A 14,906-nucleotide genomic window follows, 5' to 3' on the forward strand; every position below is an offset into this window, starting at 1 on the left:
GAAGGAGTCACTGTGGAGTTTTTGACTGAATACGCCAGTTTCCTGGCCAAGACCGTGACGCTGGTCATCGCCATTCTGGTGGTGCTGGCGAGTTTTGCTGCATTGCGCAGTAAAGGCCGGCGCAAATCCGCAGGCCAGTTGCAGGTCAGCAAGCTCAACGATTTCTATAAAGGCCTGCGTGAGCGCCTGGAGCAGACCTTGCTCGACAAGGATCAGTTGAAGGCCTTGCGCAAGGGCCAGGCCAAATCCGAGAAAAAACAGAAGAAGAATCCTGAAAGCAAACCGCGAGTGTTCGTGCTGGATTTCGACGGTGACATCAAGGCCTCGGCCACCGAAAGTCTGCGTCACGAGATTACCGCACTGCTGACTCTGGCCACACCGAAAGACGAAGTGGTCCTGCGCCTGGAAAGCGGTGGCGGCATGGTTCACAGCTATGGCCTGGCCTCTTCGCAGCTGGCGCGCATCCGTGAAGCCGGCGTGCCATTGACCGTGTGCATCGACAAGGTTGCGGCCAGCGGCGGCTACATGATGGCGTGCATCGGCGAGAAGATCATCAGTGCACCCTTTGCCATTCTTGGTTCAATTGGCGTGGTGGCGCAGTTGCCCAACGTCAACCGCCTGCTGAAAAAGCATGATATCGATTTCGAAGTGCTGACCGCTGGCGAATACAAGCGAACATTGACCGTGTTTGGAGAAAACACCGAAAAGGGACGGGAAAAATTCCAGGAAGACCTGGATATCACCCATCGGCTGTTCAAGAACTTCGTCGCCCGCTACCGCCCGCAACTGGCCATTGACGATGTGGCCACCGGTGAAGTCTGGTTAGGGATCGCCGCACTGGAAAAACAGCTGGTGGACGAACTCAAGACCAGTGACGAATACCTGGCCGAGCGCGCCAAACAGACCGAGGTCTATCACCTGCACTATGCCGAGCGTAAAAGCCTGCAGGAGCGAATCGGAATGGCCGCCAGCGGTTCGGTTGACCGTGTGCTGTTGAGTTGGTGGAGCCGTTTGACCCAACAGCGTTTCTGGTAAATGGCCGAGTGAGGCTTGTTGCCTGCGTGGCAACAGGCCTTGCTCCATCCATGTGCATTAGGTGCGGTATCCATGTATTGGATAGAACCTGAATCTGGTTCCTGAACCCGCCCACTGATCAGGTTTTCACGCTTTTTAACGACAAGTTGCGACTTTAAGCTGGGTAGTTCTATCCGCTTCAGAGTCGTTAAACATGGATGTAGAAACGAGTCGCTTTACCCCGCCTGAAATGACGCCCGCGCAACAAGGGGTGTTCTTCGATCTTGTAAAAAAACAGTTGCCTGGCTGGTTGCTTCAATCAACCGCTGAAGTTCGCGCGGTTCTCTATAAAAGCCTGATCGCCAGTTACCGTTCCCGCGAAGCTGCGCTCGCAGGTCTGCGCACTTTCCAGTCTCCCGAAGCGTTTAGCTCACCTTTGTTGGAAAAGGCCATGTCCGATCAGTTGGGCGAGCCTTTGCAGGTGCAGGGCGTGATTTTTCAGCATATTCGTTCGACCTCGAGCTTGTTCGGACTGCGCCAGAAACTGATCCTGCCGATCGCTCGAGACCTGTTGGCGGCAGCCTGCGAGAATTTTGAATTCCATGAAACCTTCCCGGGCAATTATCACGAACGCGCTTTGATCTATGTGCCTGAGCAAGTCACTGGAAGTGCCAACAAGGTCTTGGCGATAAAGCCCCACGAGTTTGCAGCACTCTGCCGTCGGCTGGATTTGGGCAAACAATATCAGGTTCATGTCTCCTCGTTGTTTGGCGTGGGCACACGCAAAGGAAGCTTGCAGGACAGTTATCTGGCGTATTTGAAAGATCGGTTCGAGGTCGATCTGCATATCGCTTTCCTGAAAAAGCACGTCAGCGCTGATGTGTACTCGATTTTGAAGGTGAAGAGCGAAAAGACCTCGTTCCAGCGTCTTGAGGTGTTCAGCGCCAAACTCAATGGCCCGGTGATGATCTGGCCTTTCGGGCAAGCGTCGAATGATGAACGTTGTGTGGTGTACTTGCCGGGCGATCCCTTCAGTCCATTAATGCAATACGCCACCTTCAGCGATTTTGAACTGCAATTGAGCAACCGGTTGCACACCACGGAATATCGCGAAGGATTCCTGCACTTTATTGGCCTGGGTGAACGCGTTGATTTTCTCAAGGCCCTGGACACCAGATCGCTGCACAGAAAAGCGTCGCATTTTCCTTCGGTCACCAGCTACATCTCGATCACTCGCTTCGATCTCAAAGAAGACATGTTCCAGGCAATGTTTCAGCAGCTTGCGGCACAAGTTCGGGCCGATACACGCTTGCTGGTGGTGCCGACCGATGACGAGGATGAAAAGTCGCGTCTGGCCAGGCTAGAGACCTACAAGACCGTCGGCCTGAACCTGTTCGCGTATGCCCTGTCGTTCGTGCCGGTGGTCGGGGAAGTGATGCTGGCGGTAGCGGGTTTTCAATTGCTCAAGGAGGTGTTCGACGGTATCGACAGTTGGCTCAAGGGCGAGCAGGAACAGGCGACCGAGTATTTGTTCGATACCCTCGAAAATCTGATTCTGATGACGGCAATGGCGGCTGCTGGCAGCGGCGTGGCAGGGACGTACAGGGCTGTTACTACGTCGGACTTCGTTCAGCGATTGCGCGTGGTGCCGGTGGCGAGCGGCGTCACGCGTCTTTGGAAGCCCGACATTTCGGCTTATCGCCAGCAGCCGGTGACACCCGGGAACAGGCGTGTCGACAAACTAGGGCTGATGAGTGCGCGCGACAGCCAGTATTTGCCCATCGGTACTGATATTTATGCGGTAAAACCAATGGATGGGACGGGTTTGTGGGAGATCCAGTTTCCCGAGACGTTACGGCGCTACCCACCGGTGCTCGAAACCAATGGCGCAGGGGCCTGGCGTCATGACGCCGAGTTGCCGGAAGACTGGAGTCTGATGACCCTGTTTCGGCGGCTGGGCTACCTCGAAGAAGAAGTATCGGATACCCAGGCGCTGCAGATACTGGCCGCCAGCAACATCGAAGAACAGGCCCTCCGCCAGCTGTATCTGGACCGAAGTAAACCCATGGCAACCCTGACGGATACTGCGCGTCGCTTTCGTGTCGACGCGGATGTCGGGAATTTCATCGAGAAACTTTACACACCCGAGTCTGCTGCGGGAACCGACCCTGATCTGCAGCTGTACCTGCTGACATCGATGGATCGCTGGCCCCGGGACGTCGGCGTTGTCGTGACCAGCATTACCGGACGCGAGGTTTCCTCTTATGGCGAGGCGGCGGCTGTCCGGAAAGTCAGACTTACCCAGCAGCAACTGGAGCAACAAGCGTTTTATCCCGTTCTGCTCGATGCATTGAACAGTCAAGAACGCTCGACCCTGCTCAACTCTGCATCAATCGATCCCGCCGTCCAGGCTTCACTGCTGAGCATGTCGATGGCCAATCATGCAGAACAGAATCGCTTGCACTTGTTCGAGCGCCTCTATCGTCGAGTGGATGCCTTGACGCAAGAGGCCGCCACACCACTGCGTGAAACGTTCGCCGATTTGCCCGCCAGTGTCATCGACGAACTGGCCGAGAATGCCGATGCCGGTGAGTGGCAGGAGCTGGAGGCGGGCAGGGTGCCCTTGCGCCTGGCCGAAGAGGCGCGGCGGTACGGACAGGTGATTCGTTTGAACCGCGCCTTTGAAGGTTTGTATCTGGACGCTGCGAGTGGCACCGATACTGATCTGCTGGTGCTCGATACCCTCGCTCAACTGCCAGGATGGCCGCAGGATGTCTCCATCAAAATCGTCGACTGGGCGGTGTATTCCGAACACAAACCTGCCATCGGCCCGGACGACGCGCCACACAATATCTTCATCGATGCATACACGGACGGTTACAAGGCGCTCGATGAAAATGACCGTGTTCTTTCCATGCAATCCAGACGTACGCGTGAGCTGTTCTTCAGGACGCTTTGGGAAAGCCTTCCGCTGAAAACGCGCAAGAGCCTGGGCGTGGAGCCGAAAGACGCGGGAGCTGCTTTGAGGCAGAAAATCACCGACCTGGCACTACAGCGACGAGATGTTCTTGCAAAGGCGATCGGCGTCGAAGCGATGCGTACCGGTTACCGATCACCCATGGGTCTGGCCGATCGCATCATCGAGCGCTCCACCTGGCTGGTACTCCCGCATTCGCGCCCGGTATTGTCACGTTCACCAGCGCTTCGCCAGCGCGCCCGGGAACTCTATCCCACTCACTCGTCGGTACAGATCGATCGGTTTCTGATGACGCTGGCCTCCGACGAAGTACGGGCCCTGCGGATGCTGGAAAGTTTGCGCCAGGAGTTCCAGAAAATTCGCAACACTCTGGAGCAATGGATCTATCGCGAAACCCACTACCAGGAAGGGGACGGGCCTCGGCTCAAGGTGCCGGCGCGCAGCAAGGCGCGCGCGTCCCAGGCGATCCTGAAGGCCTGGCGACGCGAGTCCGGTTTTACCTTGGGTGGATCGCAATTGCTTTACAGCCTGAAGTTCGATGCACAGCCACTGGGCGAGTTGCCGATCATCGTCGGGCGCTTCGGCCATGTCGGCATGCTAGAGATGGACAAGGTGGGAACCAGCGCCGGGCTCAATACCTTTCTGCGCAATTTCACCAACTTGTACACCTTGAGCCTCGGCGGCAATCATCTGATGCGGATTCCGCCAGCCGTGGCAGACATGCCCCGGCTGATTCGTCTGGATTTGAGCAATAACCAGATTCAGCTGACAGCCCGGACCGCTGAGGTGCTCAACAGCAATGTGCAGTTGCAGATGCTCAATCTAAGCTTCAATCCCCAACTTGGTCGGATGCCCTCGTTGCAGGGGCTACACCGTTTACGCCATCTCGCGTTGCGTGGCAGCGGCATTTCGCAATGGCCGCACGAGGTCAGCGAATTGTCTGCAATGGAGACGCTTGATCTGCGTGACAATCTCATCGAAGAGCTGCCGCCGTCGGTGTTCGAGGCAAGCAAGGCGCTCAATCGCGGCATCAGTATCGATGGCAATCCGCTGTCGTCTTCAAGCCTGCAGGCCATCGCAAATTATCAGGCATCGACCGACATTAATCTTGGGGTGACGGTGGTCGACTATCAACCCTTGACCTCTGCCCCCTGGTCGCTCGAGGGGCTTGCGGCCAGTTGGGTCGTCGGGGTCAATGCCGGACAAACCCTTCATCGGCAGGCACTCTGGTCGGCGTTGTGGTCCTATCCAACGTCCAGGGATTTCTTTGAACTGTTGGCCCAGCTGCGCGCTACCGCTGATTTCAATCGGCTTCACACCGTCCTGACGCGTCGGGTCTGGGACGTGCTGGAGGCAGCCGGCGACGATGATTCACTGCGACGTTCGTTGTTTCGCCGGGCGAGGCTTGGCCGGATCAGCAACGACGATCCAGTCCATTTGTTCAATGACCTGGAAGTCAGAGTGCTGTGTCAGCGTGCCCTCGTGGCCGCTCGCACCGGCGATCGCACACTCGAAGGCGAGTTGATCGGTCTTTTGCGCGGGTTGTTCCGTTTGCAGGAGCTGGACCGCCTGGCGTCGCTGGAGGCGGCGAAGCGTGCCCGCAATGGCGCTTTCAGTCGTCAGCAAACAAAGGAACTGAGCCTGCTCTATCGGGCGCGCCTGGCGCAACGACTGGGCCTGCCTGCACAGTCTGAGATCGAAGCCTTGACCCTGAACATCGAGGTCAATACCGAAGAGATCGAACGGGTCTATCAGAACGTTCTGGACGCGGAGCAGACCGATGCGTTGAAAGCGTCGATCAGTGAACGGGTATTCTGGTCGGAGTATTTGGCGAGCACTTACCCTGAAGCGTTTGCCCCCATTCTGGAGCGCAACACTGAGTCAATGGCTCGACTTGAGGCACAAGTCGAATTGCCCCGCGCAGCGGCTTCGCAGCAGATGTCGGCGATCCTGGAAAACTACCGAAACGAGCTTCAGGCCTTGCGCAATCGCTTGACGAGCGAAGCGCTGGCCAGATATCCGGCGGCGCGTGCCTGAGAGGCAAATCATTGAGCGAGGATCCTGCTGGCGATTGTCACCTGATGGATCCCTTACAGGATGTGGCTCGCGAAGTGCGGTAATTATCTGTTTTAAAGTTTTAAAATGTTGCGCTTGTTGTTGATTTTTTATCGATTAATCGCGCTGTTTTCAGGCAGCTTCGGAATTTAAGCTGGAGGCTCTTATTTAATCTGGAAGTATTTGCATGGAAGCAAAAACAAGTTCTGTCGGTCGCTCAATAATGACGCCTGCTCAACAAGGTGTTTTCTTTGAGCTTCTGAAAAATCAAGTTCCTTCATGGGCGCTTCAGTCTTCAGATGAACTTCGCGTCGCTTTGTATGAAAGCCTGAAAGCCAGCTTTCACAGCCGAAACGAGGTCAACGCTGAATTGAACAAGTTCAAATCGCCGGAGCAGTTCTGCGCACCGCTTCTGGCTGAAGCCATGGCCGGAAAACTGGGCGAGCCGCTTCAGGTCGAAGGCGTGATCTTCCAACACATACGCTACACCTCGAGTCTGCATGGCCTTAGAAAGAAGCTGGTGTTGCCGATCGCTCAAGACCTGTTGACCGCGGCCTGTGACAACTTTGAAGCCAGCGAGACCGTTGCAGAGAATGATCACGAACGTTCGCTGATTTATATTCCTGAGAAAATAACCGGGCATAGCAACAAGATTTTGCCGATTAAGCCGCACGAGTTTGCTCAACTTTGTCGCACACTCGACCTGGGTGAGAAGTATCAACGTCATGTGAGTGACGTCTTTGGTGGAGAGGATCAGTCCGGAACCCTCCGCGGCAAGGCAGTGGCATTTTCCAGAGACAACTTTGATGTTGAACGGCATGTTGCTTGTATGCGCGGTTTTGTCAGTGTTGAAGTACATGAGATGTTGGCCTCGGTCAGTAAGGCTGAGCCGACGATCAGGCTCGCCAACAACACGTTGGGTTATCAGCGCCTGGAAATGCTTGGTTTCAAAGTGTATGGCCCGATGTTCATCGGCCCGGTCACGGAACATGACGATGAGGACTATCGATGTGTAGTGTTCGTGCCGGGGGATCCGGAACATCCGCTCAAGGAGTATGAATCGTTCACACGTTTCGAGATGGAGTTGAGTCGGCGTTTGAGGAATCCGGATTACCTCAAGTTCTTCCTGCGCTTCATTGCATTGAAGGATCGCCCCGGATTTCTGTCGGCGCTCAATGACGAGTTGTCTGTCAGACCGTCGACATTGCCACTGGAGACACTCTATGTCCGGCTTTTCGGGTTCGATCTGGATGCAGACGTGAGCAGTGATCTGTTCGCCGCCATGTTCAGGCTGCAGGCGGCACATGTGCGTGCCGATGCGCGCCTGCTGGTCGTGCCGACAGATGACGAGGATGAGAAAAGTCGCCTGGCCAGGCTGGAGCAGTACGAGTCCATCGGTCTCAACGTGCTTCTGTTCTTTGCCTCTTTCGTGCCGGTAGTTGGAGAGGTCATGTTTGCCATGGCTGGCTTGCAGTTGCTGGGTACGGTGTATGAAGGCATCTCCAGTTGGGCAAAGGGCGAGCAGGAGCAAGCCACGGATTATCTGTTCGATACCCTCGAAAACCTGATTCTCATGGCCGCAACAGCAGGGGCGGCCACGGTCGTCAGCGGTGCCTATAGAGTCGTGAAGGCGTCGGGTGTTGTGCTGAAACTGCGTGAAGTCTCGCTTGCATCAGGGGGGATGCGATTGTGGAAACCCGAACTGTCGGCCTACCGCGATCATCGGGTGATCCCCCCTGGGGTTCGAGCCGATGGTCGAGGGTTGATCTGGCGCGACAACCACGGTTACCTGTCGATGGGGGCCGAACAGTTTGTCGTGCGGCCCAGGCTGGACACCGAATTGTGGGAAATCCAGCCACCGAGGCTTTCGGGACGCTACTCGCCGGAACTCGAAACCAACGGGGCCGGCGCCTGGCGTCACGATTCCGAATTACCCCATGACTGGGAAGTGCTGACTCTGTTTCGTCGGCTGGGTTATCGCAAGGAGGATGTGTCCGATACAAGGGCACGGCAGATTCTGGACGCCAGTGGTGTCGACGCGCAGGCGTTGCGCCAGTTATTCGTCGACCGCCGCAAACCGATGGCCATTCTGACCGATACGGTCAGGCGATTCCACGCCGACAGTGCCGTAGCAACGTTTATCGAAAAGGTGGGTGATCCTGCGTCGGCTCTGCTGTCTGACGCTGACCTGCAATTGTTCCTGCTCACCTCCAGCACGCGCTGGCCACAGGATCGGGCCGTGAGTGTGACCAATGTCCTCGGCAAGGAAGTCACCCGATACGGCTCCAGTCAGGTAACGCGCCTGTTGCAGATCAATGAGGAGCAGTTGGCCAAGGGGGAGTTTCATTCCGCGCTGTTGGCCGGTTTGACCGCGGCGGATCGGGTGCAACTGCTGGGCGGGACCGCAGCGGATCAATCCGGCGAACTGGCGCGCCTCATCAAGCTGATCACTGAGAAGGCCGATGATGCTCGCTTGACCCTGTTCGACAGGCTTTACCGCCGTATCGACCTGACAGGCGAGAACAAGGCCGAGCCCTTGCGTAGAGCCTTTCCCGGGCTGCCCGCCAGTGTCGCCGAAGAGTTGGCGCACAATGCCGACAGCAGTGAATGGCAGGAGCTGGCGGCAGACAGGGTCCCGCTGCGCCTGGCCGAGGAAGCCCGGCGCTATGAGCAGGTTTTGGCACTCAACCGAGCGTACGAAGGGCTGTACCTGGATGCGGCCAGCGGGTTCAACACCGATCTTGTGGTGCTTGACACCTTGGGTCAGTTGCCCGGCTGGCCCAAGGATGTGTTTGTGCAGATCAGGGAGTGGGCGGTGGATTCGCAGGAGGGGTCCAGCGTCGGTTCGAATGAGGCCCGGTACCGCGTGTTCATAGATGCCTATCCTGAACGCTACGAAGGCAATGATGCCAGTGCCACGCTGTTGACCAGTCATCCGGTGCGCACGCGCGCGCATTTTTTTCAGACGCTCTGGGAGGTTTTACCTGCCCATGCGCGCAAAGCCCTCGGGGTTGAAATCGATGACGGTGGTGTCACCCTGCGAGAGAAAATCACCGCGCTCGCCTTACAGCGACGCGAGGCGCTGACTCGCCTGGTGGGGAAAGAAGCGCCGCGTGCCGGTTACAGCTCGCCGATGGGGTTGGCCGATCGACTGGTCGAACAATCGATGTGGTTGGCAGAGCCTGTACCGGGTCAAGGCACCGCAAATCGCCCGTCAGCGCTGGTGCATCGTGCCCGAGAGCTGTATCCGTCGCATTCGTCGGCACAGATCGAACATTTCCTGCTGACCCTGGGCGGTGATGAAGTGCTGGCATTACGCGCGCTCGAGGCACGGCGCCAGTCGTTCGAGTCGATGCGCAATACCTTGGAGCGCTGGGTTCATCGCGAGAGTCACTACCAGGTTGAAAACGGCCCGCTGCAAGTGGTGCCCAGGCACACCAAAGCCCGGGCGACACAGGCAATTCTGCGGGCGTGGCGCAAGGAGTCCGGTATCGACCGACAGTCCTCGCACATGCTCTACAAGTTGACGTTCGATCGGCAGCCGCTAGGGGACCTTCCGGTGATTGTGGGTGATTTCAGCCATATCGGTACGCTGGAAATGGACAACGTTGGCGCCAGTGCGGGTTTGCAAGACTTTCTGCGCAACTTTACCAATCTGCAACGATTGAGCCTCGCCGGCAATGAGTTGACCCGTGTTCCGGAGGCCGTTGCCGATATGGAACGCCTGACCCATCTGGACCTGAGCTACAACCGGGTGTACCTGACGCCGGAGGCGCTGATAGCGCTGGGCACCAAGCAGCATTTGCGTTCACTCAACCTGAGTTTCAACCCGGCGATCGGCCGCTTGCCGTCGATCCTTCCTCTGCAGCAGTTGCAACATCTGGCACTGCGCGCCACCGGCATCGCCGAATGGCCCGAGGGCGTCACTGAGCTTGCGCAGTTGCAGTCGCTCGATCTGCGTGACAACCGGATTGCGACACTGCCGGATGCGGTGTTCGCTGCGCGTATCGAGCTCAATCGCGGCACCAACGTCGACGGCAATCCGCTTTCACCGTCCACGCTGAGTGCAATTGCAGCCTACCAGCGATTACGAGGTATCAGTCTCGGAGTGCTCACAGCCAATTACCGCCGCCGAGGGTTGACGCCGCCCCGCGCTGACGCAGGCGGCGAAAATTGGGTGGGTGGTTTGTCGCTCGCTGAGACTGCCTTGATGCAGGACGCCTGGATTGCCCTGAATGCCAATCCCAGTTCAAGGGATTTTTTCCTCGTGTTGAATCAATTGCGCGATACCGCCGACTACGCACGTCTGCATACAGAAATGGCCCAGCGCGTCTGGAACCTTTTGCAGGCAGCCACCGAAAGCGAGGAACTGCGTACAGCGTTGTTCCGCATGGCCCGTATCGGTCGGGTCAGTGCCAATGAGGCGTCGGGACTATTCAGTGACATGGAGGTCCGGGTGCTGTGTTATCGGGCGATGAATGCGGCCCGCTCCGGTGTGCGGTCGCTTGAAGCCGAACTGGTGAGGTTGCTCAGAGGCCTGTTTCGTTTGCAGGAAGTGGAGCGGCAAGCGTTGATCGAAATCAGCCGTCGCACCCAGACAGGGGATCTGAGTCGGCAGCAGGCCCTGGAGCTCAGCCTGATCTATCGAGTGGGACTGGCACAACGACTGGATCTGCCGGCACAGCCGCGGGTGATGAATGTCGTATTGGGCGTCGAGTTGACACCGTTGGAGCTGGATCGGGCTTATGAGGCCGTGGTCAGGGCCGAGCATTCGCCAGTGTTTCTCGAATCGGTTGAAGCTCAGGCGTTTTGGTCGCAATACCTGGAGACGACCTACCAAGGACAGTTCGATGTGATTGTTGAGCGCACTGCACAGGCCATGTCTGCGCTGGATGCGCAAACCGAATTGCCCCGCGCGGAGGCGACCCAGAGGCTGGCGGCCATTGTCGAGAACTTCAGGAATGAGCGGGCGCAGTTGCGCAAGACCCTGACCGGGCAGGCACTGGCGCGTCATCCGGGGCTACCGTTGCCGGGCCCGGCGCCAACACCCCGTCAATCGGGTTGAGAGAACGGCAGATGAGGAACCTGGACCCGGATTTCCGGGTCCAGGGTGTCGGATCAACGACGACGGAACAGCGGCAGCGGTTCGTCAGTGGCGGCCTGATAGGTCACCGAGAAGTCCTTGAGGCTTTCCAGTGCGTCGTACGGGTCTTTGTCCGCGCGCAGGGCAAAGGCATCGAAACCGCAACGGCGCATATAGAACAGCTGGTCGCGCAGCACGTCGCCAATCGCCCGCAGTTCGCCTTTGAAACCGTAGCGGTCGCGCAGCAAGCGGGCGTTGGAATAGTTGCGACCGTCGGTGAACGCCGGGAAGTTCAGGGCAATCACCTGGAACTCATTCACGTCGTCACCGATTTCCTCGGCTTCTTCGTCAGCATCCAGCCACACACCCAGACCGCCATCGCGGGCCTTGAGCATGCGGCTGTGTTCACGCCACAGCTGCAGCGGGACGATCAGGTCGTCGCAGTTGCTGATCTCGTCGATGTTGAAATCCTTGGGCAGCAGGTGCCAGGTTTCGTCGACGACCTCGTTGTTCTTAATGATTCGCTGCATAGACGCGTTCCTTGAAGAGGTCGATGCCAATACGCTGGTAGGTGTCGATGAAGCGCTCGTCTTCGGTACGTTGCTCCACGTACACGTCGATCAGCTTGGAGATCACATCCGGCATGGCGTCCTGGGCGAAGGACGGGCCGAGGATCTTGCCCAGGCTGGCATCACGGCTGGCGCTGCCGCCGAGGGAGACCTGGTAGAACTCCTCACCTTTCTTGTCCACCCCGAGGATGCCGATGTGGCCGACGTGGTGGTGACCGCAGGCGTTCATGCAGCCGGAGATGTTCAGGTCCAGTTCACCGATGTCGAACAGGTAGTCCAGGTCGTCGAAGCGGCGCTGGATCGATTCGGCAATCGGGATCGACTTGGCGTTGGCCAGGGAGCAGAAATCACCGCCAGGGCAGCAGATGATGTCGGTCAGCAGGCCGATGTTCGGGGTGGCGAAGCCACCTTCACGCAGCTCGCCCCACAGGGTGAACAACTGGCTCTGCTCGACGTCGGCCAGAATGATGTTCTGCTCGTGGGATGTACGCAGTTGACCGAAGCTGTAGCGGTCGGCCAGATCGGCGACAGCGTCGAGCTGCTTGTCGGTGATGTCGCCCGGTGCAACGCCGGTCGGCTTCAGCGACAGAGTTACGGCTACATAGCCCGGCTTCTTGTGCGCCAGGGTATTGCGGGTGCGCCAGCGGGCAAAACCCGGGTGTTCCTTGTCGAGGGCGGCCAGTTCGGCGTCTTGATTGCTCAGCGCCTTGTAGTCCGGGTCGACGAAGTGTTTGGCGACGCGATGCAGTTCGGCTTCGGTCAGGGTTGTCTGGCCGCCGCGCAGGTGTTCCATCTCGGCATCGACTTTCTGGGCGAAGACTTCTGGAGTCAGCGCCTTGACGAGGATTTTGATCCGCGCCTTGTATTTGTTGTCACGACGGCCGTAGCGGTTGTAGACCCGCAGGATCGCGTCGAGGTAGCTCAGCAGGTCCTGCCACGGCAGGAACTCGTTGATGAAGGCGCCAACCACCGGGGTACGACCCAGGCCACCGCCGACCAGCACGCGGAAGCCAAGTTCGCCAGCGGCGTTATGGACCGGCTCAAGGCCGATGTCGTGGACTTCGATGGCCGCGCGGTCGGAAGTTGAACCGTTGACGGCGATCTTGAATTTGCGTGGCAGGTAGGCGAATTCCGGGTGGAACGTGGTCCACTGACGAACGATTTCGCACCACGGACGCGGATCGATCAACTCGTCGAACGCAACACCGGCGAACTGGTCGGTGGTGACGTTGCGCAGGCAGTTGCCGCTGGTCTGGATCGCGTGCATCTGCACGGTGGCCAGTTCCGCAAGGATGTCCGGAATGTCTTCCAGCGCCGGCCAGTTGAACTGTACGTTCTGACGGGTACTGATGTGGGCGTAGCCCTTGTCGAAGTCACGGGCAATTTTCGCCATCATGCGCATCTGACGCGAAGTCAGTTGGCCGTAGGGCACCGCCACTCGCAACATCGGCGCGAAACGCTGGATGTAGAGGCCATTTTGCAGGCGCAGGGGGCGGAATTCTTCTTCGCTCAGCTCACCTGCCAGATAGCGTCGGGTCTGATCACGGAACTGCTTGACGCGGTCCTCGATGATCCGCTGATCGTACTCGTCGTATACGTACATATAAGTCCTGTTCTCAGGCTTTGGGCTACTCGGAAAACGCTGCGTTTTCGCTTGCTGGAGTCCGATGGTGCCTCTGCAATTCTGCGCGCACGGCCGCGCGCTCCCTAACGGAGCCGGGGCAATATACCCGTTTGCAGTTATGCGCAAAAGTGATGTTTGAGTATATGGAAAGAACCAAATCGCCTAACGAGAATCACTGTCAACTAACCCACATTTGTCGTGCGGACAATCATCGTCTTAACTGTGGTCGAGTCTTTCTGCAATCACCGATAAAACCGACAAGAGGCGATGCAATGAGCAACCCAACCAAGGCAAGGAAAAGCGATAGCAGTGTCGATGCGTGGGCCATTCTGTTTCTGATCATTCTGGTCGTTGGAACGGCGGTGTTCTGGGTCAGTCATCAGTAAAACGACCCCTCCGGGCCCGCCTCCGACGATTGTCGGACAAAAAGCGGGATCAGGCGCTAATGGCCGGCGATTGAATGGCTATAATGCGCGGCCATTTTTCCCCGGGCCCGGATGCTTCATGTTCAAGTTTCTCCATATCAGTCTGCTTTTGCTGGGCATGGCCTTCGGGACCAATGCGCGGGCGGAGTCCGTGCTGTTCCTGAACCCGGGCTCGACCGAGGAAGCGTTCTGGGTCAGTTACTCGCAATTCATGCAGGCTGCCGCCCGGGATCTGGGGATCGACCTGCGCATCCTCTATGCCCAACGCCAGCCCGAATTGACTCTGGCGCAGGCGCGATTGGCGTTACAGGGGCCTGATCGCCCGGACTATCTGGTGTTCGTCAATGAACAGTACGTCGCGCCGCAGATTCTGCGCATGGCCAATGACAGTGGCGTGAAGCTCTTTATCGTCAATTCGGCACTGACGCCCAACCAGCAGGCGCTGGTAGCGGAGCGCGCCGATCGCATCGGCAGCCTGGTGCCCAACGACGAGGAGGGGGGCTATCTGATGATGAAGGAGCTGATTCGCCTGCATCCAGCCGTGGCGCCCGGTGAAAGCATCGATCTGCTGGCTTTTTCCGGCCTGAAGATCACGCCCTCGGCACAGCTGCGCGAAAAGGGCATGCAGCGAGCGCTGGCCGAGCATCCTCAGGTACGTTTGCGGCAACTGGTCTACGGCGGCTGGACGCAACAACGAGCCTACGAGCAGGCGAAGCAATTGTTGGTTCGATATCCAAAAGTGTCATTGGTGTGGGCGGCCAACGACGAAATGGCTTTCGGCGCAATGCGAGCCGTTTCAGAGACCGGCAAGGTGCCGGGTAAAGATGTTCTGTTCAGCGCGGTCAATACCTCGCCCGAGGCCTTGCAGGCCATGGTGGACGGCCGGCTGAGCGCGTTGCTCGGTGGGCACTTCACTCTGGGCGGCTGGGCGCTGGTCGAGCTGCATGATCATGCACAAGGCGTCGATCTGAATCAGTATGGCGGTCGTGACCGGCAGATTCCGTTGCTGCAACTTATCGACAGAGATCATGCCCGTCGAATGCTGGCAATGGGCGCTTCGCCGGACTACGGCGTGCACTTTCGCAAACTGTCGGCGAAGGGCCGTCCGGCTTCATACCGCTATCCGTTCAACCTGCAAACCCTGATGCATTGACGCCGC

Annotated in this window: 6 protein-coding genes; 4 read left to right on the forward strand and 2 right to left on the reverse strand. The window is 58.0% G+C overall.

Annotation, left to right across the window (positions count from 1 at the left end; genetic code table 11):
• The first annotated feature begins 12 nt into the window (after positions 1-12).
• From sohB to JJN09_RS04180, 3 genes are all read left to right on the forward strand, one after another.
• Positions 13-1,035 carry a protease SohB gene (sohB, locus tag JJN09_RS04170; protein WP_249485855.1) on the forward strand — a complete coding sequence of 341 codons (1,023 nt, stop codon included), beginning with the start codon at positions 13-15 and terminating at the stop codon, positions 1,033-1,035.
• A gap of 193 nt (positions 1,036-1,228) precedes the next feature.
• Positions 1,229-6,028 carry an NEL-type E3 ubiquitin ligase domain-containing protein gene (locus tag JJN09_RS04175; RefSeq protein ID WP_249485857.1) on the forward strand — a complete coding sequence of 1,600 codons (4,800 nt, stop codon included), beginning with the start codon at positions 1,229-1,231 and terminating at the stop codon, positions 6,026-6,028.
• Positions 6,029-6,233: 205 nt separating this feature from the next.
• Positions 6,234-11,111: a DUF6543 domain-containing protein gene (locus JJN09_RS04180; protein WP_249485858.1), complete on the forward strand. Its 4,878-nt coding sequence runs from the start codon at positions 6,234-6,236 to the stop codon at positions 11,109-11,111.
• Positions 11,112-11,164: 53 nt separating this feature from the next.
• On the opposite strand, the gene JJN09_RS04185 is transcribed toward JJN09_RS04180, so the two are convergent.
• Both JJN09_RS04185 and JJN09_RS04190 read right to left on the reverse strand, forming a co-directional pair.
• Entirely contained in the window at positions 11,165-11,659 is a 495-nt protein-coding gene (locus JJN09_RS04185) for a DUF934 domain-containing protein (protein ID WP_096819964.1), read from the reverse strand.
• The gene (locus tag JJN09_RS04190) at positions 11,643-13,301 is read right to left on the reverse strand and encodes a nitrite/sulfite reductase (RefSeq protein WP_249485861.1); all 1,659 of its coding nucleotides are present in this window, start codon (positions 13,299-13,301) and stop codon (positions 11,643-11,645) included. Before JJN09_RS04190 ends, JJN09_RS04185 begins: the two co-directional genes overlap by 17 nt.
• 525 nt (positions 13,302-13,826) lie before the next feature.
• On the opposite strand from JJN09_RS04190, the gene JJN09_RS04195 reads away from it, so the two are divergent.
• Positions 13,827-14,900, forward strand: coding sequence for an ABC transporter substrate-binding protein (locus tag JJN09_RS04195; RefSeq protein WP_249485863.1), 1,074 nt, complete (start codon positions 13,827-13,829; stop codon positions 14,898-14,900).
• Positions 14,901-14,906 lie beyond the last annotated feature (6 nt).

The sequence above is a fragment of the Pseudomonas sp. HS6 genome (assembly GCF_023375815.1).
Classification (GTDB): domain Bacteria; phylum Pseudomonadota; class Gammaproteobacteria; order Pseudomonadales; family Pseudomonadaceae; genus Aquipseudomonas.

Bases quoted from the DNA above. Each gene is read 5' to 3' on its own strand.
- JJN09_RS04175 (WP_249485857.1), top strand. From the start codon at position 1,229: ATGGATGTAGAAACGAGTCGCTTTACCCCGCCTGAAATGACGCCCGCG.
- JJN09_RS04180 (WP_249485858.1), top strand. From the start codon at position 6,234: ATGGAAGCAAAAACAAGTTCTGTCGGTCGCTCAATAATGACGCCTGCT.
- JJN09_RS04185 (WP_096819964.1), bottom strand. From the start codon at position 11,659: ATGCAGCGAATCATTAAGAACAACGAGGTCGTCGACGAAACCTGGCAC.
- JJN09_RS04190 (WP_249485861.1), bottom strand. From the start codon at position 13,301: ATGTACGTATACGACGAGTACGATCAGCGGATCATCGAGGACCGCGTC.
- JJN09_RS04195 (WP_249485863.1), top strand. From the start codon at position 13,827: ATGTTCAAGTTTCTCCATATCAGTCTGCTTTTGCTGGGCATGGCCTTC.